The 20,264-nt window shown below is 60.9% G+C and carries 20 protein-coding genes; 6 read left to right on the top strand and 14 right to left on the bottom strand.

From position 1 onward, the window contains the following. Positions 1-71 precede the first annotated feature (71 nt). Positions 72-1,322 carry a 23S rRNA pseudouridine(2605) synthase RluB gene (gene rluB / locus HKK54_RS02905; RefSeq protein WP_010169888.1) on the top strand — a complete coding sequence of 417 codons (1,251 nt, stop codon included), beginning with the start codon at positions 72-74 and terminating at the stop codon, positions 1,320-1,322. A gap of 210 nt (positions 1,323-1,532) precedes the next feature. Here rluB and HKK54_RS02900 read toward each other — a convergent pair whose 3' ends face one another. Next, positions 1,533-2,492 (bottom strand): hypothetical protein, encoded by a 960-nt coding sequence (locus HKK54_RS02900; RefSeq protein WP_010169887.1) that lies wholly within the window; start codon positions 2,490-2,492, stop codon positions 1,533-1,535. A gap of 77 nt (positions 2,493-2,569) precedes the next feature. Continuing rightward, positions 2,570-2,707, bottom strand: coding sequence for a hypothetical protein (locus HKK54_RS02895; protein ID WP_003175756.1), 138 nt, complete (start codon positions 2,705-2,707; stop codon positions 2,570-2,572). Between the two features lie 525 nt (positions 2,708-3,232). Here HKK54_RS02895 and HKK54_RS02890 point away from each other — a divergent pair. Next, positions 3,233-4,645 (top strand): amino acid permease, encoded by a 1,413-nt coding sequence (locus HKK54_RS02890; protein ID WP_169386107.1) that lies wholly within the window; start codon positions 3,233-3,235, stop codon positions 4,643-4,645. Between the two features lie 901 nt (positions 4,646-5,546). Beyond that, positions 5,547-5,960, top strand: a complete 414-nt coding sequence (gene arfB, locus HKK54_RS02885; RefSeq protein ID WP_010169885.1) for an alternative ribosome rescue aminoacyl-tRNA hydrolase ArfB — start codon at positions 5,547-5,549, stop codon at positions 5,958-5,960. Here the strand turns inward: arfB and HKK54_RS02880 are convergent. The 3 genes from HKK54_RS02880 to HKK54_RS33775 all read right to left on the bottom strand — a co-directional run bounded on the left by HKK54_RS02880 (position 5,957) and on the right by HKK54_RS33775 (position 7,619). Continuing rightward, on the bottom strand, positions 5,957-7,156 hold the full coding sequence (locus HKK54_RS02880) for an MFS transporter (RefSeq protein ID WP_010169884.1): 1,200 nt from the start codon (positions 7,154-7,156) through the stop codon (positions 5,957-5,959). The two genes, arfB and HKK54_RS02880, sit on opposite strands and share 4 nt — an antisense overlap. 86 nt (positions 7,157-7,242) lie before the next feature. Continuing rightward, the gene (locus HKK54_RS02875; protein ID WP_010169883.1) at positions 7,243-7,416 is read right to left on the bottom strand and encodes a hypothetical protein; all 174 of its coding nucleotides are present in this window, start codon (positions 7,414-7,416) and stop codon (positions 7,243-7,245) included. A 74-nt stretch (positions 7,417-7,490) separates the two neighbouring features. Further along, positions 7,491-7,619 (bottom strand): hypothetical protein, encoded by a 129-nt coding sequence (locus tag HKK54_RS33775; protein WP_010169882.1) that lies wholly within the window; start codon positions 7,617-7,619, stop codon positions 7,491-7,493. Positions 7,620-7,981: 362 nt separating this feature from the next. Between HKK54_RS33775 and HKK54_RS02870 the strand changes: the two genes are divergently transcribed. Then, positions 7,982-9,256: an MFS transporter gene (locus tag HKK54_RS02870; protein ID WP_169389237.1), complete on the top strand. Its 1,275-nt coding sequence runs from the start codon at positions 7,982-7,984 to the stop codon at positions 9,254-9,256. Here the strand turns inward: HKK54_RS02870 and HKK54_RS02865 are convergent. Both HKK54_RS02865 and HKK54_RS02860 read right to left on the bottom strand, forming a co-directional pair. Then, positions 9,253-9,837, bottom strand: a complete 585-nt coding sequence (locus HKK54_RS02865) for an HD domain-containing protein (RefSeq protein WP_169386106.1) — start codon at positions 9,835-9,837, stop codon at positions 9,253-9,255. The two genes, HKK54_RS02870 and HKK54_RS02865, sit on opposite strands and share 4 nt — an antisense overlap. Positions 9,838-9,870: 33 nt before the next feature. After that, positions 9,871-10,182: a DUF962 domain-containing protein gene (locus HKK54_RS02860; RefSeq protein ID WP_017475724.1), complete on the bottom strand. Its 312-nt coding sequence runs from the start codon at positions 10,180-10,182 to the stop codon at positions 9,871-9,873. Positions 10,183-10,343: 161 nt separating this feature from the next. Here HKK54_RS02860 and HKK54_RS02855 point away from each other — a divergent pair, with 161 nt between their 5' ends. Then, entirely contained in the window at positions 10,344-11,399 is a 1,056-nt protein-coding gene (locus HKK54_RS02855; protein WP_010169878.1) for an AraC family transcriptional regulator, read from the top strand. On the opposite strand, the gene HKK54_RS02850 is transcribed toward HKK54_RS02855, so the two are convergent. The 7 genes from HKK54_RS02850 to HKK54_RS02820 form a co-directional block, all read right to left on the bottom strand. Then, positions 11,356-12,810 (bottom strand): TrkH family potassium uptake protein, encoded by a 1,455-nt coding sequence (locus HKK54_RS02850; RefSeq protein ID WP_010169877.1) that lies wholly within the window; start codon positions 12,808-12,810, stop codon positions 11,356-11,358. The two genes, HKK54_RS02855 and HKK54_RS02850, sit on opposite strands and share 44 nt — an antisense overlap. Positions 12,811-13,055: 245 nt before the next feature. Next, the gene (locus HKK54_RS02845) at positions 13,056-14,393 is read right to left on the bottom strand and encodes an imelysin family protein (protein WP_010169876.1); all 1,338 of its coding nucleotides are present in this window, start codon (positions 14,391-14,393) and stop codon (positions 13,056-13,058) included. A 162-nt stretch (positions 14,394-14,555) separates the two neighbouring features. Beyond that, a complete protein-coding gene (locus HKK54_RS02840) occupies positions 14,556-16,613 on the bottom strand; it encodes a putative bifunctional diguanylate cyclase/phosphodiesterase (RefSeq protein ID WP_010169875.1) in 2,058 nt (685 codons plus the stop codon). 494 nt (positions 16,614-17,107) lie between these two features. Continuing rightward, positions 17,108-17,332, bottom strand: a complete 225-nt coding sequence (locus HKK54_RS02835) for a hypothetical protein (protein ID WP_010169874.1) — start codon at positions 17,330-17,332, stop codon at positions 17,108-17,110. Between the two features lie 149 nt (positions 17,333-17,481). Continuing rightward, on the bottom strand, positions 17,482-18,078 hold the full coding sequence (locus HKK54_RS02830; protein ID WP_003212997.1) for a superoxide dismutase: 597 nt from the start codon (positions 18,076-18,078) through the stop codon (positions 17,482-17,484). A 175-nt stretch (positions 18,079-18,253) separates the two neighbouring features. Then, on the bottom strand, positions 18,254-18,856 hold the full coding sequence (locus HKK54_RS02825; protein ID WP_010169873.1) for a LysE/ArgO family amino acid transporter: 603 nt from the start codon (positions 18,854-18,856) through the stop codon (positions 18,254-18,256). Between the two features lie 5 nt (positions 18,857-18,861). Then, on the bottom strand, positions 18,862-19,263 hold the full coding sequence (locus HKK54_RS02820) for an ACT domain-containing protein (protein WP_169386105.1): 402 nt from the start codon (positions 19,261-19,263) through the stop codon (positions 18,862-18,864). 99 nt (positions 19,264-19,362) lie between these two features. Here HKK54_RS02820 and HKK54_RS02815 point away from each other — a divergent pair, with 99 nt between their 5' ends. After that, positions 19,363-20,256 (top strand): LysR family transcriptional regulator ArgP, encoded by an 894-nt coding sequence (locus HKK54_RS02815; RefSeq protein WP_169386104.1) that lies wholly within the window; start codon positions 19,363-19,365, stop codon positions 20,254-20,256. Positions 20,257-20,264 lie beyond the last annotated feature (8 nt).

Raw genomic sequence — 20,264 nt, 5'->3', positions numbered from 1 at the left:
GCGTTCGCCAACAGCCCAGCTTTTACTATCTTCAGGCCAAGCCTGAATCGACACACCGGGAGGTGCTTAAGATGAGTGACCAAGACCAGAACGACAGCCAGGAAATCGGCCCCGCAGGTGAAAAACTGCAGAAAGTCCTCGCCCGTATCGGCGTAGGCTCGCGCCGCGACGTAGAAGCCTGGATCACCCAGAAGCGCATCAAGGTCAACGGCGTTGAAGCCACCCTTGGCCAGCGCGTCGACCTGCACGATGCCATCACCATTGATGGCAAGGTCATCAAGCGTGAAGAGGCCGCCGAATCGGTGCGCCGCGTCATCATGTACAACAAGCCCGATGGCGAAATCTGCACCCGTGACGACCCGGAAGGCCGTCCCACCGTATTCGACAAGATGCCGCGCCCTAAAGAAGGCCGCTGGATCAACATCGGTCGTCTCGACATCAACACCACCGGCTTGCTGATGTTCACCACCGACGGTGAGCTGGCCAACCGCCTGATGCACCCTTCCTACGAGATGGACCGTGAATACGCGGTACGTGTACGTGGTGAAGTCGATGACGAAATGATCGAGCGCCTCAAAGCCGGCGTCGTGCTGGAAGACGGCCCGGCCAAGTTCACCGACATCAAGCAGGCTCCGGGCGGCGAAGGCTTCAACCATTGGTACCACTGCGTGGTGATGGAAGGCCGTAACCGTGAAGTCCGTCGCCTGTGGGAATCCCAGGGCTTGGTGGTCAGCCGCCTGAAGCGCGTGCGTTTCGGCCCGGTGTTCCTCAACTCCGACCTGCCGATGGGCCGTTGGCGCGAAATGAGCCAGTACGAAGTCGACATCCTGAGTGCTGAAGTCGGCCTGACGCCGGTAGCCATGCCGCAGATGAACGCCAAGAGCAAAGACAAGCTTGAGCGTATGCAGCGTAAATCGTCGCGCCCTGTTGCGCGTACCGACCGTGTTGCCCGCACCTTGCGTCCTGCGCTGGATGCCCCGGCCACTGGCGGTCGCATCTCCCGCGAGCCGCACATCGAAGGCGAGCGTCGTCCTTCGGCACCGGCTCGTCAGGATGGCGAACGTGCTCCGCGCGCGCCGCGCCCGGCTGGTCGTGGTGGTGATGCTCCGGCCGGCGGTCGCGGTAACCGTGGCGAGTCTGGCCGTGGTGCTCCGGCTACCGGCCGTTCCGACGACAGCGCCAGCACCAAACGCCCGGCCAAGCCAGCGCCGAAAAAGCGCCCGGGCTTGAAACTGGTCGATGACGCGCCATCGGGCAAGCGTCGTGGTGCACCGGCCGGTTCCGGCCAGCGCCCAGGTTTTGGTCGCAAGAAGCCGCAGTGAGTCGTTAAGCGCTGCATAAAAACGCCAACCCTCGGGTTGGCGTTTTTTTGGGTCTGGATTTGGCGTGCACTCTACACAGCAAACCTGCTTTCCTGTGGGAGCTGGCTTGCCTGCGATGGCATCACCTCGGTATTGCCGGTGGATCGAGTTGCCCGCATCGCAGGCAAGCCGGCTCCCACATTTTGATCTCCATTTGTTTTGACGGCCGTGTCAGAACATGAAGGCCCCATCAAACACCGGCTTGTCATCCAGCGCCAACACGCCGCTGGCGAAGATCAGGTCCAGATGATGACTGCCTTTCTGCCCGCCACCCAGGCCCAGATGCAGCCCGCAGTGGCGCTCTTCAAAGCCGGCATTGCGCGCATACAAGTCCTTCACGCCTTCATTGGTGCCGATGCCCAGTTCCTCCACCCGGCGGTTGGACGGGTTGGCATTCAGGTATTTGTTGAAGTCGTCCGCCAGCCCCGGCACTTCGCTGGCGACGGTGCAGATGGTCGAGTTCTCGATCCACAGTTCCAGCGGTGATTGCAGTACGCCGTATTTACGCGCAAAGGGGATGGTGCTGAGGAAGGTGCCGACAAACCGCACCTGGCCGTTGATGGCCTCGCTGTGGGTCGCGATCTCGCCGGGGGCCAGGTCGTGGTTGCCGACGCCGTTGATATTGGTCCATTTCTTGATGCTGCTCATGGGCGCTTCAAGGCGCGAGCCATGCTGGTCGGTGAAGCTCAGCACGCTGGCCTGGGACATGCGCCGGATCAACGTGGCGTTGAGGTCGGCGATTCGCTGGGGGGCGACGCTGAAGGTGTCGTAGAAGTAATCGCCATAGTCCTTGAGCAGCAGGGACTTTTTCCAGTGCTCAGCCATCACGCCCTGCAGTGCGCGGATAAAGTCCGGGCCTTCGGCGCGTGGGTTGGGCAAGGTCGAGGAATCGTAGAGAAACATGTACAGGTCGCAGTCTTCGATGGCCTTGGCCAGCGCTTCGCTGGGGGCCTGGTCCAGGCGCTGTACCTGGAAGTCGAAACGCGCGGCGCTGCCCTGGATGATCGACTGGGCGATGGCGTCGTAGCGTTCGGTATGGCCAAGCAAAATGGTGGGGCGGTGCAGGCCGGCGAGGGCCGGGTGATGGGCGAGGTAATACAGAAAATGTTCGACGGCGCGGGCCTTGTCCATGACGTCCTTCCTTCAAAGCCTTCGGTAGGAGCAGTGGCAGGTGCGGCGTCCCGCACCTGCCGGGGTGCCTGATCAGATTAGAAAGGCCACATCGCGGTGCCGAACGGCACGACGGCATCGGCTTGCATCATTTCAACGGCGGCCTCGTGGGTCGGCGCTTCAAACCAATCGTCGAGTTGCAGTTCGGTTTCCAGGTCATTTTCCAGTGCTTGCATGGTGAATCTCCTAGATGACGTTGTTTGAGAACGAACATGCCAGCGGGCTGCGCTGGGCAAGTGGATGAACCTAGAAGAGTGTGTTTGGGAATGCAAAATTTTTATTGACATGGTTTCATTTGGATTTTTTATTCTGTTTTGCTGGCGTTTTGGTTTATGTCGATGAAACAGCGAGTTGGTTGCGTCGTTTTGTAGGAATGGTCCTTTCGTCAACTTCTCGTTATCTGAAAGAATTTTCCTAATGTCCCTCCTATCTGCCGCACCGCATCCTGTCAGCCCAGACAGGTTTGGCGGTGTACAATGCGCCGCGTTTTACTGTGATCCCACTTTTTCAGGGCTATCCGCCTTGTTCATTCCGCCTGGCCACAAGCCCGTCGGGTTCGATTTCGTCACAGATAAAAACAACAGGTGACGTATGACCGTAAGAAAAAATGCTGGACCGAGGTTTGATCGGCGCTGCTGTAGCCCGTTACCAAAGCAGCACCCCTCCATGAGCACCCTCAAACCTTGCGTGAGACCCTTTCCATGAGTGAAGCCAACTCGCATTCAGGCGAACTGAAGCGCGGCCTGAAAAATCGCCATATTCAACTGATCGCCCTCGGTGGCGCGATTGGCACCGGGCTGTTCCTGGGCTCGGCCGGCGTGCTGAAATCCGCCGGGCCGTCGATGATCCTCGGCTACGCCATCTGCGGCTTTATCGCCTTCATGATCATGCGTCAGCTGGGCGAAATGATCGTCGAAGAGCCGGTGGCCGGTTCCTTCAGCCACTTTGCCCACAAGTATTGGGGCGGTTTCGCCGGCTTCCTGTCGGGCTGGAACTGCTGGATTTTGTACATCCTGGTGGGCATGTCGGAGCTGACGGCCGTCGGTAAATACGTGCACTACTGGTGGCCCGAGATCCCGACCTGGGTGTCGGCAGCGGCCTTTTTCGTGCTGATCAATGTGATCAACCTGTCCAACGTCAAAGTCTTCGGCGAGGCCGAGTTCTGGTTTGCGATCATCAAGGTGGTCGCCATCGTCGGCATGATCGCCCTGGGCAGCTACCTGCTGGTGAGCGGCACCGGCGGGCCGCAAGCCTCGGTGACCAACCTGTGGGAACACGGCGGTTTCTTTCCCCACGGCGTCGGTGGTCTGGTGATGGCCATGGCGATCATCATGTTCTCGTTTGGCGGCCTGGAGATGCTCGGGTTTACTGCGGCTGAGGCGGACCAGCCGCGTACGGTGATTCCGAAGGCGATCAACCAGGTGATCTACCGGATTCTGATTTTCTACATTGGCGCGTTGGTGGTGTTGTTGTCGTTGACGCCTTGGGACAGCTTGCTGGAAACCCTGAATGCTTCCGGTGACGCCTACAGCGGCAGCCCGTTTGTGCAGGTGTTTTCAATGCTGGGCAGTAACACGGCGGCGCACATTCTCAACTTTGTGGTGCTGACGGCGGCGTTGTCGGTCTACAACAGTGGCACCTACTGCAACAGTCGCATGTTGTTGGGGATGGCCGAGCAGGGTGATGCGCCTCGGGTGTTGGCGAAGATCGACAAGCGCGGGGTGCCGGTGCGGTCGATCCTGGCGTCGGCGGCGATTACGCTGGTGGCGGTGTTGATGAATTATCTGATTCCCCAGCATGCGCTGGAGCTGTTGATGTCGCTGGTGGTGGCGACCCTGGTGATTAACTGGGCGATGATCAGTTTTTCGCATTTCAAGTTCAGGCAGCATATGGATCGGACGGGGCAGGTGCCGTTGTTCAAAGCGCTTTGGTACCCGTATGGGAATTACATTTGCCTGGCGTTTGTGGTGTTTATTCTTGGCGTGATGCTGCTGATTCCGGGGATTCAGGTGTCGGTGTATGCGATTCCGGTGTGGGTGGTGTTTATGTGGGTTTGCTACGGCATCAAGAATAAGCGCAAGGCTCGGGAGGAGGGGGTGGTGAGTCCGGGGTGATTGAGTACATATCCGTTGTTGCGGTAACGGCCGCTATTGGTTCCGCTCTTACAGCGGGTCACTTTGGAAAAGCCCCAAAGTAACCAAAGGGCTCTGCCCCGCCTGTCGGCACCTCGCTCAGGCTCGGTGTTCCCTCACTCCGGCATTGCTCCGCGGGCCGCCGCGACGGGGCGTCCCTGCCCCGTCGCGGCTAAACCGGCGTCCTGCCGGTTTACCCGCTCCTCAATCCCTGCGTTCGGCCTCGGGCTTATTGGGGCAGTCAGAGCCAGATCAAGATCAAAAGCAAGAGCACAGCGGCCTACAGGCCGGCTTGAGTGGTAGAAGCCAGATCAAAAGCCAAAGCGAAAGCCAAAGCTGAAACTGCTGCGGCTCTGCTTTTCTGTGGGAGCTGGCTTGCCTGCGATGCAGACACCTCGGTTTTTCAGGTACACCGAGGCGAGGCCATCGCAGGCAAGCCAGCTCCTACAGTTGGACCGTGCCCGCTGTAGATTTTGATTTTGATCTTGCTTTTGCTTCACACCACTCAAGCCGGCCTGTAGGCCGCTGTGCTGTTGATCTGCTTTTGATCTTGATCTTAGGCGCCCCGTTAAACCACGCTGGCCGAACGCAGGTAGTACGGAGCGGGTAAACCGGCAGGACGCCGGTTTAGCCGCGACGGGGCAGGGACGCCCCGTCGCGGCGGCCCGCGGAGTAGTACCGGAGAGAGGGCACACCGAGCCTGAGCGAGGTGCCGAGTGGTGGGGCAAGAGCGTTTTGCTTACTTTTGCGCTGTTCAAAAGTGAGCCGCTGTAAGAGCGGAACCATAGGCGGCCGTTACCTAAATAACGGATATACCCCCGGTGCCCAGAAGCCCACCACATTGGCGTATCCTCACCCCCCACCCCCAAGGCCCGATCAAAAAATGCTGGTGATTTCCAACAACGTGCACCTCCCCGACGCCGAGATCGAGTTGACGGCCATCCGCGCCCAAGGCGCCGGCGGTCAGAACGTCAACAAGGTTTCCAGCGCCGTGCACCTGCGTTTCGACATACCGGCCTCGTCCCTGCCTGACTTCTACAAGGAACGCCTGCTGGCCCTGCGCGACAGCCGCATCACCAGCGAAGGCGTGCTGATCCTCAAGGCCCAGCAATACCGCACCCAGGAACAGAACCGCGCCGACGCCCTCGAGCGTTTGGTCGAGCTGATCCAGAGCGCCACCAAGGTCGAAAAGAAACGCCGCCCCACCAAACCCACCCTGGGCTCAAAAAAGCGCCGCCTTGAATCCAAGACCAAACGCGGCAGCATCAAGGCCGGGCGCGGCAAGGTCGACTTCTAGCTCGCTTCCCGTTCTTCGCGATACTTCGGCGCCTGCCGGTACAAGTACAGGCTCAACAGCAGCCCGCCAAACGCCGCGATCGCCGCAAACAGGAAGATCGAGGCAAACCCGAACCCCGCCGCAATCGCCCCGGCCAACGGCCCGGTGATCCCCAGCGACAAGTCGATAAACAGCGAATACGCACCCACCGCCGCGCCCCGGCTTGAAGCGGGCACCAGGTTGACCGCCTCCACCCCCAGCGCCGGAAACACCAGGGAAAAGCCAAACCCGCTCAACGCCGCACCCGCCAGTGCGAGATGAGGATCCGGCGCTAGCCACAACAGCAGCAGGCCCAGGGTCTCTACCGACAGGCAGGCAATCGCCACGCGAAACCCGCCAATCCGGTTGATCAAATTCCCGAACAGCAACCGCGCCCCGATAAAGCTGGCACCAAACAGGCTCAGGCACAGCACGGCGTTATCCCAATGCTGGGTCGCGTAATACAAGGTGATGAAGGTAGCGATGGTGCCAAACCCGATCGAGCCCAACGCCAGCCCGCAGCCGTGGGGCAGCACGCGTCCCAGTACATGCATGAACGGCAGGCGCTCGCCCACCACGATCGGCGCGGCGACTTTCGGCCAGGCCAGCAGCAGGCCCAGCACCGCCAGCAGGATGATGCTGACACCCATGCTCCACAGCCCGAAATGACTGACCAGCAACACCCCCAGCGGCGCACCGATGGCCAGGGCGCCGTAGCTGGCGATGCCGTTCCAGGAGATGACCTTGGCGGTGTTCGCCGCGCCGACCCGGCCGATGCCCCAGCCGATGGAGCCAGAGCCCACCAGGCTTTCAGCGCTGCCCAGCACCAGGCGGCCGATCAGCAGGCTGGTGAGGCTCAACGCCGGCAGGTGCGATAACCACGCCGAGAGCAACATGAACACGCCGCTTAACCCGCAACCGGCCAGGCCGTACATGACGGCGCGTTTGCTGCCGCGGTTATCGATGATGCGCCCGGCATAGGGCCGGCTCAGCAGGGTGGCCAGGTACTGCACGCTGATCACCAGGCCCGCGATCACGGCGCCAAAGCCCAGGTCGCTGTGCACATAGCCCGGCAACACGGCCAGCGGAATGCCGATGTTCAGGTAGCCGATAAAGGTGAACAGGACGATGGAAACGACTTGCAGCGTGACCGCCATGGGGCGCTGGGTATCTGGCATGGGGAGAGGTCCACTGTCGCAGCAGGAAAAGATAGGCTGCTTATGATACCGATGCTGGGCGTGCGCGGGGGCAGGAAACCAAACTTTTAGCGATCGGCGGGGTTGAGCAGTTGCGTGGTCACCAGCGCGGCGAGGGCGTTTTCCTGGGTGCCGAAGCGCTTGAGCAGGAGTGCCTGTTTTTCCGGGGTGAGGCGGTTCCAGACATCGACCATCTGCAGGGCAGTGTCGAGCAGGGCTGTATCGGGGGTGGTGTCGGTCATGGCGGGGCTCACGGTGTTCAGGCGGTGTGGAAAGCGCGCAATGTCACGCTTTCCACACGGTCTGGGTACGGCACTCAGTCTTCGCTTTTGCGGTCGACCGGTTTTGCCTCTTTTGGCTCGGGCTTGCTGGCGCCGGCCTGTTGCGGGGTTGGCTGCTCAGTTTCGCGCAGGCTTGGGAAGGGGAGATTAGGGATTTCGTGCATCGTCGTCGCTCCTCGCAAGATCTGTTTTATCAATCGCAGGTGATTCCGCGCTTTCAAAAAGCCTGTGCAGGATACAGCACTGTAAATGACAGAAAGATTTTATCTCGGAAAATGAACCCGTCTTCATCCCGCTGCGCAAGTGACGTGGCGCCACAGGTGGATCCATTGTCATCGTACAACATCACCCTTAACGGATTGACATCGCGCTGCTGACTGAATATAACGCTAATAGTTGTATGACGACATATGACGTTACAGTTTTATAGCGCCCGTAATACGGATGCGCTCGGTCGCAGAACGTACGCCTCAAATCTAAAAATAATTAAGGTGAAGCGATGAAAATCAAAGGCATCCGTTGGTGGATGGTCGGGCTGATGACGGTCGGCCTGATTATTAACTACCTGGCCCGCAACACGCTCTCAGTCGCAGCCCCCACGCTGATGACCGACCTGAGCATCTCCACTGAGCAGTACTCCCATATCGTCGTTGCCTGGCAGGTGTGCTACGCCTTGATGCAGCCGATCGCCGGTTATGTAATCGACGCGATTGGCACCAAGATGGGCTTTGCGATCTTTGCCATTTCCTGGTCGGTGGTGTGCGCGCTGGCCGCGTTTGCCACCGGTTGGCAGAGCCTGGCGGTGGCCCGTGGCGCGCTGGGGCTGACGGAGTCGGCGGGTTTCCCCGGCGGCGTCAAGGCGATTACCGAGTGGTTCCCGGCCAAGGAGCGCTCCGTCGCCATCGGCTGGTTCAACTTTGGCTCCTCGTTTGGGGCGTTGCTGGCGCCGCCACTGGTGGTCTGGGCAATTTTGCACAGCGGCTGGCAGTTGGCGTTCCTGATTGTCGGCGGCATCGGCCTGGTGTGGAGTGGGCTGTGGCTGCTGCTGTACAAACACCCGCGTGACCAGCGCCTGCTCGCTCAGGCCGAGCGCGAGTACATCGAAGCCGGCCAGGAAACCCACCTCAAGGAAGGCGCGCAGAAGAAAGCCAGCTGGAAGCGCATCCTCAAGAGCCGCAATTTTTTCGCCATCGCCTCGGCGCGCATGCTCTCGGAGCCGGCCTGGCAGACCTTCAACGCCTGGATTCCGCTGTACCTGATGACCGAGCGGCACATGAACATCAAGGAAATGGCGCTGTTTGCCTGGCTGCCGTTTCTCGCTGCCGACATCGGCTGCGTGCTGGGCGGCTACCTGAGCCCGCTGTTCCATCGCTACTTCAAGGTCTCGCTGTTCACGTCGCGCAAGCTGGTGATGTTGTTCGGCTGCCTGTGCATGATCGGCCCGGCCTGCATCGGCCTCGTAGACAGCGCATACACCGCGATTGCCCTGCTGTGCGTCGGCGGTTTCGCCCACCAGACTTTGTCGGGCGCGCTGTTTTCCATCGCCTCGGACTCGTTTGGCAAGAACGACGTGGCCACCGCGACCGGCGGCGGGCAGATGTGCGGGTTTATCGGGGCCGCTGCATTTACCGCCGTGTTCGGTGTGCTGGTGACCAAGGTCGGCTACAGCCCGCTGTTTGTGGTGCTGGCGATTTTCGACATCATCGCCGCCATCATCATCCTGACCGTGGCCCGGGAGATTGTTAAAGGCCCCGAGCCAGTCGCCCAGACCGGCCAGGGCGGCACGTTGCTGCCGGTTTAGCCCTGACGCTCCATCGCGGCCTTGTAGAGCGAGTTCTTCGGCTGGGCAAACAGCCGTGCCAGCATCGGTTCGAAGAAGCTCAGCGGCAGGGTGTCGTAGGCCGGATCGAACGCTGCCGCGTCGTACTGCGCGCAGAACTCGATGGTTTGGCGGTACTGCGGATGGTCGCCAAATTGCTCGCGCAGGTGGCGGTCCATCCCCAGGTGATGGAAGAAGTAGTAGCCCTGAAAGATCCCGTGCTTCTCCACCATCCACAGGTTCTCGGGGCTTACAAACGGCTTGAGGATCGCGGCGGCGATGTCCGGGTGGTTGTAGGAGCCCAGGGTGTCGCCGATGTCATGGAGCAGGGCGCACACCACGTATTCTTCATCGCGCCCGTCGTGCCAGGCACGGCTGGCGGTTTGCAGCGAATGGGTCAGGCGGTCCACCGGGAAACCGCCGAAGTCGCCCTCCAGCAACCGCAGATGCGCAAGGATCCGGCCGGGCAATTGCCGGGCGTAGGCGCTGAAATCCTTGGCGATGATCGCCCAGTCTTCCTGGGTGCCGTCCTGCATATGGGTGAAGCGGGCCTGCTGGTTCATCAAAGCCTCTCTTATTGTTTTTGAGGGACGGGGCTAGAACGGCACCTTGCCCAGGATCATGTCGCGGTACATCACAAAATCCCCCAGCAGGCTGTAAAGCGGATGCTGGAAGGTCGCCGGGCGATTCTTTTCAAAGAAGAAGTGGCCGATCCAGGCAAAGCTGTAGCCGGCAACCGGCAGCGCCAGCAGCAGCCACCAGGCGCCTTTGCCAATGGCGAACGCAAGAATGAAGATAACGAGGCTGGTGCCGATAAAGTGCAGGCGACGGCACGTACTGTTGCCGTGTTCGCTCAGGTAATACGGGTAGAAATCGGCGAAGCTGTTGAATTGCCTGACATTTTCCACAGTGGTCGGCCCTCTGGTTATTGTTCTGCCCGACAGATGTTCGGCGGGGAGCTTATTTGAGTCTAGAGTCATCAGTGGTAACAGCCAGTGACAATAGATGCCACTTTAGTATCCTTCGGATTCCTGGCTGTCGTTTCAGCCTTCCTTGTTAAGAAAACGCCATGAGCGAACGAACGACTTCTGCAAGCTGGGCGATGGGGATAGTCAAGGCGCTGGAGATGGACGGCCTGGATTGCCGTGCCTTGTTCAAGCAGCTCGGCCTGGATTACGCCGCGCTGAACGACCCGGATGCGCGTTTCCCCCAGGACTCCATGACCCGGCTCTGGCAGCGCGCGGTAGAGCTGTCGGGCAACCCGGCGATTGGCCTGAACATGGGGAAGGTGGTGCGACCGGCGTCGTTTCATGTGGCCGGCTATGCCTTGATGTCCAGCAACACCCTGGCCGAAGGCTTTATGCGGCTGGTGCGTTACCAACGGATCATTGCTGAAAGCGCCGACCTGAGTTTCCGACTGTTACCCGAAGGCTATGCGCTGATTCTCACCGTGCACGGTGATCACCTGCCGCCCACCCGGCAAAGCGCCGAAGCCTCCCTGGCGAGTGCGCTGGCGTTGTGCGGCTGGTTGACCGGGCGCACTCTGCAGCCGCGCAAGGTGCTGGTGCAGGGCGATCAGCCGGCGGACCTGGCGCCTTATAAACAAGCCTTCCATGCACCGCTGGTGTTCAACGCGCCCTATGACGCGCTGATCTTCGAGCGGGCGGACATGGAAGCGCCGTTGCCCACGGCGAACGAGGCGATGGCGTTGCTGCATGATCGTTTTGCCGGGGAGTACCTGGCGCGGTTTTCCGAAAGCCGCGTGACCCACAAGGCGCGCCAGGTGTTGTGCCGGTTGCTGCCCCAGGGCGAGCCCAAGCGCGAGGTGGTTGCGCAGACGCTGCACCTGTCCCAGCGCACCCTGCAGCGCCGCTTGCAGGAGGAGGGCACCAGTTTTCAGACCCTGCTCGACGACACTCGCCGCGAATTGGCCGAGCAATACCTGGCGCAGCCGAGCATGACCCTACTGGAAATTGCCTACCTGTTGGGGTTTGCCGACCCGAGCAACTTCTTCCGGGCGTTCCGTCGTTGGTTCGATGCCACGCCCGGCGAGTACCGGGCGCGGTTGCAGGAAGCGCCCGTCAGTGACGCCAAAACGCCGGAATGCACAGCACAAACACCGTAATGATCTCCAGCCGGCCGAGCAGCATGCCCAGGGACAGGATCCACTTGGCGGCGTCCGGCAGGGTGGAGAAGTTGCCGGCCGGGCCGATGGTTTCCCCCAGGCCCGGGCCCACGCCGGACACGGTACTGGCGGCGCCGGTCAGCGCGGTCATCCAGTCCAGCCCCAGCAGCGACAGGGCCAGGGCGATGGCGCAGATGGTGATGGCGAAGAAAAACGAAAACGTCAGGATCGAGCGCACGATTTCTTCATCGAGGCGATGGCCGTTGTACTTCTGCTTGATCACCGCGCGCGGGTGAATCAGCTGGTTCAAGTTGGCCTTGAGCAGGATGTAGGCCACCTGGAACCGAAAGATCTTGATGCCGCCGGCGGTAGAGCCGGAGCAGCCGCCCACAAAGCCCAGGTAGAAGAACAGCATCAGCGAGAAATTGCCCCAGATGCTGTAGTCCCCCAACGCAAAGCCGGTGGTGGTCACCACTGAAGTGACGTTTACCGCCACGTGGCGCAGCGCGTCCAGCCAATGCAAGTCGGTGGTCCACCAGTACCAAGTGCCGAGTACCAGCCAGGTCACCAGCAGCAAACCGAGCAAGCCTTGCACCTGCTGGTCCTTGATCAGCGCCCGGCGGTTGCCCCGCAGCGTGGCCACATACAGGGTGAACGGCAGGCTGCCCATGATCATCACCACCACCGCCACCCAGTGCACTGCTGGTTGTTTCCAGTGGGCCAGGGATTCATCGGAGGTGGAAAACCCTCCGGTGGAAATGGCCGACATCGCATGGTTGATCGCATCGAACAGGCCCATGCCGGCCCACCAGAACGCCAGGCTGCCGAGGATGGTGATGCCCACGTAGGCCGCCACGATCAGGCGCGCCACCATGTGCGAGCGGGGCATGACCTTTTCCGAGCGGTCGGAAGATTCAGTCTGGAACAGGCGCATGCCGCCGATGCGCAGCAGCGGCAGGATCGCCACCGCCATGCCGATAAAGCCGATGCCGCCGAGCCAGTGCAGCAAGGAGCGCCAGATGAGGATGCCCGGGGACATGGTGTCCAGGCCGCTGAGCACCGTGGAACCCGTGGCGGTGATGCCGGACATGCTTTCGAAGAACGAGTCGGTGTAGCTGATGTGCTGGGTCAGCAGGAACGGCAGCGCGGCGAAGATGCACACCACCAGCCAGCTGGTCACGGTGAGGAGGTACATGTCCCGCGGGCGCAGGTGCACGTGTTCCGGGCGACCGGGGATGACCAGCGCCAGGCCTGCGATGAACGTGATCAGGCTGGCCCAGAGGAACGATGGCAGGTCGCTGGTGCGTTCGAAAAACACCAGGGTCGCCATGGGGATGACCATGGCGATCGCCAGGGTGATCAGGAAGATGCCGATAATGAAACCGATTATCCGTAAGGTCGGCAACGCCATGAGGTCCGCTCGGTGTGACAGGGAAAGGCGCCATTCTACCTGCGGTGCAGGGCAAGTAAACCGGGGCACAGCTGAGAGGGTATGAACCCGGTGGTGAGTGGGATTTTTGTGGCGAGCGGGCTTGCCCCGCGCTGGGCTGCGTAGCGGCCCCAAAAAAAACGCCGGGTTCTTTCAGGAAGAACTCGGCGTTTGCTATTAGGGCTGCTGCGCAGCCCAGCGCGGGGCAAGCCCGCTCGCCACAGTGATCAGAACTCGTGATCGGCGTTATCCGGGTTCAAGTCGCTGATGCCCAGCTTGCCAGCGGCCTGTTCGATCGAACCGGTCTGCTTCACCAGCGCGGCGATGGCATCACGCACGATCTGATTGCCTTTGTCGTTACCGGCGGCGATTAGTTGGTCGTAGTGCTCACCGTTGTTGGCGTGATCCACCATCACCTGGATCTTCGCTTCGGTCGATGCCAGGTCAGCCTTCAGGGTTGCGTCGGCAGCCGGGTCCGCCTTGGCCACCAGGGACGACAGGCTGGCGCCGGTCATTTTGGTGCCGTCGGTGCGGGTGTACTCGCCCAGGTAAACGTTACGAATACCCTTGGCGTCATAGAAGTGCGAGTTGTGGGTGTTGTCGCTGAAGCAATCCTGTTCGTCTTCGGGCGAGTTGGCTTCCAGGGAAACCTTCATGCGCTCACCGGCCAGTTCGCCCAGGGACAGGCTACCCATGCCGAACAGCATTTTGCGCAGGCCATCGGTTGCAGGCTCTGCTTCCAGCGTGGCGCGGTAGTTGTCTTCGACGTTGGGTTTCCAGTTGCCGACCATCTCTTCCAGGTCGCTGACCAACAGTTGCGTCACGGCGCGCAGGTAGGTGCGGCGACGCTCGTTGTGGCCGCCAGTGGCGCCATCACCGGTCATGTAGTCCGAGGCTGGACGGTTGCCGGCGCCCGGGCCGGTGCCGTTCAGGTCCTGGCCCCAGAGCAGGAATTCAATCGCGTGGTAGCCGGTGGCAACGTTGGCCTCGGAACCGCCCAGCTCATTCAGGCTGGCGAGTTTTTCCGGAGTGATGTCTTTCACGTCGACCTTGTCTTCGCCGACCTGGATCTCGTTATTGGCAATGATGTTGGCGGTGGCACCAGGGTTGCCCAGGGCGTGTTCGTAGGTCTTGTCGACGTAGTCGATCAGGCCTTCGTCCAGGGGCCAGGCGTTCACCTGGCCTTCCCAGTCGTCAATGATGGTGTTGCCGAAACGGAACACTTCACTCTGTAGGTAGGGCACACGAGCGGCGATCCAGGCGGTACGGGCCGCTTTCAGGGTGTCGTCGTTCGGGTTGGCGAGGAAGGTGTCGATCGCGGTTTGCAGGGTTTTCGCGGTGGACTCGGCATCGCTGTACACCGCGAACACCATGTCTGCGTAATGCGCGACCACCGCCTTGGCGGCGGCTTCGTCAACCTGGCCTGCCGGGGCAGCCGCCGGGGCGGTAGTGCTGGCGGCGGCCGGGGCTTGAGGCGCGGCGGCCTTGTCTTTGCCTTCACCGCAACCGGCGAGCGAAATGGCAATGGCGAGAAGGCTGGCGGTGGCCAGGGGCATACGAATCATGGCGAACATCCTGCTTCGGTTGTTGATGGGGCACGCGGGGGGCGCGCAAAACTGCGACATAATGCGAAAGATTTGCATTTTGTGTAAAGGGTTATAAGTAGGAAATATTTAGTATCGATTTGCCGGCCACCGGTGCGCGTGCTCCCGGTGGCCGGCATCGCCTCAGAGAATGGCGGCGTTGTTGCGCTGGGCCTGTTTCAAATAGGCCACCAACTCCCGCGCCGGCAGGGGTTTGCTGTAGTGGTAGCCCTGACCTTCGTGACAGCCCTCGGAGATGATGTAGGCCTCCTGTTCGGCGGTCTCCACGCCTTCGGCGATCACCTGCATGCCGAGGCTTTTGCCGAGCTGGATGATCGCCCGCACGATGGTCGCATCGTCGTCGTCATCCAGCAGGTCCTGGACGAAACTCTTGTCGATCTTGATCTTGTCCAGCGGCAGGCTTTTCAGATAGCTCAGGGACGAATAGCCGGTGCCGAAGTCATCAATCGCAATCAGCGCGCCGGAGCGGCGCAGGCTCAGCAGGTGCTGTGCGGCGGTGCTGATGTCTTCCATCAGGCCGGTCTCGGTGACTTCCAGCTCCAGGCTACGGGGCGGCAGGCGGTAGATTTGCAGCAGGTTGTTGACCACCCGTGGGAGCTCGGCGTGGTGCAGTTGCACCGTCGACAGGTTGACCGCCATGCGCAGCTCGGTGAAACCCAGGTCGTGCCATTCCCGCAGTTGCCGGCAGGCCTGGTCCAGGACCCATTCGCCGATGGCAATGATGGTGCCGTTCTGTTCCGCCAGCGGGATAAACAGGTCGGGTGGCACCAGGCCGTGCTCCGGGTGCTGCCAGCGAATCAAGGCTTCGATCCCCACCACGCGGTGGTCGAGGTAGCTGATCTGTGGCTGGTACACCAGGTGGAACTGCTCACGGCTCAAGGCATCGCGCAAGTCTTTTTCCAGCTCGCGGCGGCGGCGCATTTCGCTGTCGACGCTGGCGATATAGAACTGGTAGCGGTTGCGCGAGCGGCTCTTGGCCAGGGTCATGGTCTGTTCGGCTTTTTGCAGCAACTTCTCGGTGCTGTCGCCGTCTTCCGGGAACAGGGTGATGCCGATGGTGGCGCGCAGGCGGATTTGCTCGTGCCCATCGTCGAGGGCGAACTCCGCTTCCAGGTCATCGAGGATGCTTTGTGCCAGCTCGGCGGCTTCATAAGGCTGCTCGATATCGGCCTGCACCAGGGCGAACTGGTCGCCGCCCAGTCGGGCCAGGGCACCCAGGCGGCCGCTGTGGGCGCGCAGGCGGTCGGCGAGGGCCAGCAGCAACTGGTCGCCGGCCTGGTAGGTGAACTGCTCGTTGACGCTTTTGAAGTCATCCAGCCCCACACACAACACGGCGACCCGACGTTGCCGGCGGCCGGCGTCGATCAGGATCTTGTCCAGTTGCTCCTGCAGTTTCTGGCGGTTCGGCAAACCGGTGAGAAAGTCGTATTGGGCCATGCGCAGCAGGCTGTTTTCCGCCTCATGGCGCAAGTGCGTATTGCGCTCGATGGATTCGAGCAACTGGTTGGCGGTGTTGATCCAGATCCCCAGTTCGTTTTTCTCGTGGCCTTTCAGCTGCGGGATCTTGTGCTCGCTGGGGCGGTCGGGGTTGATCGAACTCAGGTGCTCTATGATTCGCGAGAGCGGCTTGGTCAGCAGCCAGTGATAAACCAGGTACAACACCAGGCCCATGGCCAGGGCTCGCAGCACCCCGGAGATAAAAATGATCACTGAGCTGACGAGAAACCCTTTGCCGTAGGTGGCGGTGTCGAGGGTGATGCTCAGGTCACCGTAGTACTCGCTGTAAGGCCCGCGCCCCACCAGCGGCGTGGTGAAAGTGCGCTCCTGGCCCAGAATCAGGTCGGTCAGCCAGCGGCTCGGGGATTGTTGCAGGTCGCGGGTTTTTTCCGCGAGCATGGTTTCGTTGGGGTGGCCGATGGAGGCCATGCGCACGGCATCGTCCTGGAACAGGCCTTCGATGACCTGCATGCCCATCTCCCGGTCCAGGCTGTAGACGGCCTGGGTCGAGGGGTCGCGAAACATGTCGAGGATGCGCTGGGCGTCACCGGCCACGGCCTGGCGCGTCTTGTACGCATCAAAGACGATCTGCGCCGCGCTCAGTACCACGCCCACTGCCAATGCCGAAAGCAGTACCACCCGTAGCAACTTCACCGACAAGCTGTTTTTGAGTTCCAGCTTCAAAGGGTTATTCCTTGTTCCATGCGGGTAGCCTCAATATGCCATGAGTATTGGCAATCCAGTGAGGGCAGTCAAAGGGACATTGCGGCAGGCGCAAAAAGTTACGAAAAGTGGAACTAAATTTCCGCAACGGTTCACTCAGGTCGGGAGAGGAATACGCCTTTCATTCTATTTCGGAGTATTTACTTATGATCGCAGCAGGAGCGGCCGCCGCAGCGTTGGCACCCGTGGTCCTTCCCTTGGTAGGCCAGGCAGCAGGCGTGGCGGCAGACGTCGCAAAACAGGCGTTGGGCGCTGTAAGCAATTTTGCTGGGAGCGCTATGAATCAACAGCAGCAAATCAAGTTCTGATGAGGGCTTGTTTATCCCTGTCGATCCTGTGTCGCAAGAGGGGGCGGAGAGAGGTCTTTCCGCCATCTCTTGCGTGCTGTTTTTTTCAGTTTGTGCCATGCAACATCCCGCTCTGGCCCGGCGCAGGGATAAAGGGTGGCGTTGCTGTTAGGACTTGAAGGTAATCGTCAGCTTTTCAGCGTCCAAGCCTTTGGAGAACTCGATGGACTTGCTTGGGGACTCCTGCTCCTCGCCTCCTATCTTCTTAGCCAGGGCATCTGCGAAGGGTTGGATCAATGGCGTGACCGCCTTGACGATATCGCCAACCACAGGAATCGCTGCTTTTAACAAGTCGCCTACTACAGGAAGTGCTGCCAGTGCGCCTATTGTCATTGTTATTTCTCCGACAGGTAAGAGAGATCAATTCCTCTCGTTGATTACGTGGCAAAAGACTATTAGTGAGTTCCGGCGCAGGGATGACAAATTGTTATGCCCACAAAAAAGCCCGGCAATCGCCGGGCTCTCTCTACTGCAAGCAGTACTTAAGCGGTGAAGGTTTTGCCTTCGAACTGCTCAGCCACGAACTTCCAGTTGACCAGGTTCCAGAACGCTTCCACATACTTTGGACGCACGTTGCGGTAGTCGATGTAGTAAGCGTGTTCCCAGACGTCGCAGGTCAGCAGCGGGGTGTCGCCGCTGGTCAGCGGGTTGCCGGCGCCGATGGTGCTGGCCAGGGCCAGGGAACCGTCAGCCTTTTTCACCAGCCAGCCCCAACCGGAACCGAAGGTGCCGACGGAAGTCTTGGTGAACTCTTCCTTGAACTTGTCGAACGAACCGAAGGCGGCGTTGATCGCCTCAGCCAGTGCGCCGGTAGGTTGACCGCCGGCGTTTGGCGCCAGGCAGTTCCAGTAGAAGGTGTGGTTCCAGACCTGAGCGGCGTTGTTGAAGATGCCGCCCGAAGAAGACTTGACGATTTCTTCCAGGGTCTTGCCTTCGAACTCGGTGCCAGGCACCAGGTTGTTCAGGTTCACGACATAGGTGTTGTGGTGCTTGTCGTGGTGATATTCCAAGGTTTCCTTGGAAATGTGCGGCTGCAGGGCATCGTGTGCGTAGGGCAGCGGCGGCAATTCGAAAGCCATGATGATTCTCCTAATCAGGTCAGTTGCGGTGAGCGCAAGGCCGATCACGGGCGGCCAAACAAGCGCCGGGGAGTTTGTACTCTTTGCGGCGCAGGGGCTGGATCATAGCACCGGGGGTGCGGCAAAACCACGCAACAACTGTGTGGGATAGAGGTTCCAGAGCGTTTTGGAATATCTACGCTGCGCTGATTAATTGATAGGCCACGCTGAACATCATGGCGGCCACCAGCAGGTCCAGAATCCGCCAGGTGGCGGGGCGCGCCAGCCACGGTGCCAGCCATGCCGCGCCCAGTGCCAGGGTCATGAACCACAGCAGTGAAGCGCTGGCGGCACCGGCCACGTAAGCGCCGGGTTCGGTTTGCTGGGCGCCGAGGGAGCCGATCAACAAGACGGTGTCCAGATACACATGGGGGTTGAGCAAGGTCACCGCCAGGGCGCTGAGCATCACCGCCTTCAGGGAGCGCACCTTGAGGTGCTCGCCCTGGCCCAGGCTTTGTTTCGAACAGGCCCGGCGCAGGGCAAGGGTGCCGTACCACAACAGGAACGCCGCGCCGCCCCACCGGGCGATCGCCAGCAGTACCGGGTTATGCGCCAGCACGGTGGCCAGGCCGAACACACCGGCCGCCACCAGGATGGCATCGCACACCACGCACAAGGCCGCCACAGGCAGGTGATGTTCACGGCGCAGGCTTTGCGCCAGGACAAAGGCGTTCTGGGTGCCAATCGCCATGATCAAGCCGAAGGCCACCAGCAAGCCGTTCATATAACTTTGCCACATAGGATTTACTCCCCGCCCGCCGCCAATTGCCGCAACACCGTCATGGCGCGCTCGGCATCGGCGCGGCCGACAAACAGGTGATCGTGGTAGTAGCCGGCAATCACGTTGCAGCTGATCCCGGCGGTGCCCAGGGCTGTGGCAAACGCGGCGGTCAGGCCCACGGCTTCCAAGGCAGAATGCACATTGAGGGTGATCCACGCCGCGACATACTCGAACGCCAGCCCGGCCTTTTCAGCCTGCTGGCGCTCGACGATCAGCGTCAGGCCTTCCTGCTCGCGGAAGCTGCCGATCACTTCGCATCCCTCGGGGATGCGGCTGTCGGCCAGGGTGCAGAACACGTAGTCGCCCTCGTTGAGGTGTGGGCTCATGCTGCGCAGCAGGGTTGCCAGGGCGGTTTCGCCAGCCATGTGGAGGGTCCTTGAATAAGAAGAAGCGATGCTGGCTATTCTCCCGTTCAAAGCTGTATAAGAAAAACCAATATTGCTGATCGCTCATTAGGAAAACTGATGTTCGACTATAAATTGCTTTCCGCCCTCGCAGCGGTGGTGGAACAAGCCGGGTTTGAGCGGGGCGCTCAGGTGCTGGGAATCTCCCAGTCGGCGATTTCCCAGCGCATCAAGCTGCTGGAAGCGCGAGTCGGCCAGCCGGTGCTGGTACGGGCCACGCCGCCGACCCCCACTGAAATCGGCCGTCGTTTGCTCAACCACGTGCAACAGGTACGGCTGCTGGAGCGCGACCTGCAAAGCCAGGTGCCCGCGCTGGATGAAGAGGGCATGCCCGAGCGCCTGCGCATCGCCTTGAATGCCGACAGCCTGGCTACCTGGTGGGCCGAGGCGGTGAGTGACTTCTGCGCCGAGCAGCACCTGCTGCTGGACCTGGTGGTAGAAGACCAGACCGTCGGCCTCAAGCGCATGCGCGCCGGCGAAGTGGCGGCCTGCATTTGCGCCAGCGAACGCCCGGTGGCCGGTGCCCGCAGCCTGTTGCTCGGTGCCATGCGTTACCGGGCGCTGGCCAGCCCGGCGTTTGTCGCTCGGCACTTTCCCGAGGGCGTACGCGCCGATCAACTGGCCCGCACGCCGGCGTTGGTGTTCGGGCCGGATGATTTCCTGCAGCATCGCTACCTGGCTTCCCTGGGCGTTGACGGTGGTTTCGAACACCATTTATGCCCATCGTCCGAAGGGTTTATCCGCCTGACGGAAGCCGGATTGGGCTGGGGCCTGGTGCCCGAATTGCAGGTGCGTGACCAACTGGAAAGGGGCGTTCTGGTGGAGTTATTGCCAGATAAGCCGATCGATGTGCCGCTGTACTGGCATCATTGGCGCAGTGGTGGACAATTGCTGGGCTTGCTGACCGATCATCTGGCACACACAACGGGGCAATGGTTGGTGCCGTTGGAGTGATGGCCAGC

Source organism: Pseudomonas sp. ADAK13, assembly GCF_012935715.1.
In the GTDB taxonomy this organism is placed as follows: Bacteria; Pseudomonadota; Gammaproteobacteria; order Pseudomonadales; family Pseudomonadaceae; genus Aquipseudomonas.
The sequence above is the reverse complement of the archived record's forward strand: the minus strand, read 5'-3'. Positions and strand labels throughout refer to the sequence as shown.

Bases quoted from the DNA above. Each gene is read 5' to 3' on its own strand.
- HKK54_RS02870 (WP_169389237.1), top strand. From the start codon at position 7,982: ATGGTCGGGCTGATGACGGTCGGCCTGATTATTAACTACCTGGCCCGC.
- HKK54_RS02850 (WP_010169877.1), bottom strand. From the start codon at position 12,810: ATGGCGTTGCCGACCTTACGGATAATCGGTTTCATTATCGGCATCTTC.
- HKK54_RS02880 (WP_010169884.1), bottom strand. From the start codon at position 7,156: ATGCCAGATACCCAGCGCCCCATGGCGGTCACGCTGCAAGTCGTTTCC.
- rluB (WP_010169888.1), top strand. From the start codon at position 72: ATGAGTGACCAAGACCAGAACGACAGCCAGGAAATCGGCCCCGCAGGT.
- HKK54_RS02865 (WP_169386106.1), bottom strand. From the start codon at position 9,837: ATGAACCAGCAGGCCCGCTTCACCCATATGCAGGACGGCACCCAGGAA.
- HKK54_RS02830 (WP_003212997.1), bottom strand. From the start codon at position 18,078: ATGGCTTTCGAATTGCCGCCGCTGCCCTACGCACACGATGCCCTGCAG.
- HKK54_RS02895 (WP_003175756.1), bottom strand. From the start codon at position 2,707: ATGCAAGCACTGGAAAATGACCTGGAAACCGAACTGCAACTCGACGAT.
- HKK54_RS02825 (WP_010169873.1), bottom strand. From the start codon at position 18,856: ATGTGGCAAAGTTATATGAACGGCTTGCTGGTGGCCTTCGGCTTGATC.
- HKK54_RS02890 (WP_169386107.1), top strand. From the start codon at position 3,233: ATGAGTGAAGCCAACTCGCATTCAGGCGAACTGAAGCGCGGCCTGAAA.
- HKK54_RS02900 (WP_010169887.1), bottom strand. From the start codon at position 2,492: ATGGACAAGGCCCGCGCCGTCGAACATTTTCTGTATTACCTCGCCCAT.
- HKK54_RS02845 (WP_010169876.1), bottom strand. From the start codon at position 14,393: ATGATTCGTATGCCCCTGGCCACCGCCAGCCTTCTCGCCATTGCCATT.
- HKK54_RS02875 (WP_010169883.1), bottom strand. From the start codon at position 7,416: ATGACCGACACCACCCCCGATACAGCCCTGCTCGACACTGCCCTGCAG.
- HKK54_RS33775 (WP_010169882.1), bottom strand. From the start codon at position 7,619: ATGCACGAAATCCCTAATCTCCCCTTCCCAAGCCTGCGCGAAACTGAG.
- HKK54_RS02835 (WP_010169874.1), bottom strand. From the start codon at position 17,332: ATGACAATAGGCGCACTGGCAGCACTTCCTGTAGTAGGCGACTTGTTA.
- HKK54_RS02820 (WP_169386105.1), bottom strand. From the start codon at position 19,263: ATGGCTGGCGAAACCGCCCTGGCAACCCTGCTGCGCAGCATGAGCCCA.
- arfB (WP_010169885.1), top strand. From the start codon at position 5,547: ATGCTGGTGATTTCCAACAACGTGCACCTCCCCGACGCCGAGATCGAG.
- HKK54_RS02855 (WP_010169878.1), top strand. From the start codon at position 10,344: ATGAGCGAACGAACGACTTCTGCAAGCTGGGCGATGGGGATAGTCAAG.
- HKK54_RS02815 (WP_169386104.1), top strand. From the start codon at position 19,363: ATGTTCGACTATAAATTGCTTTCCGCCCTCGCAGCGGTGGTGGAACAA.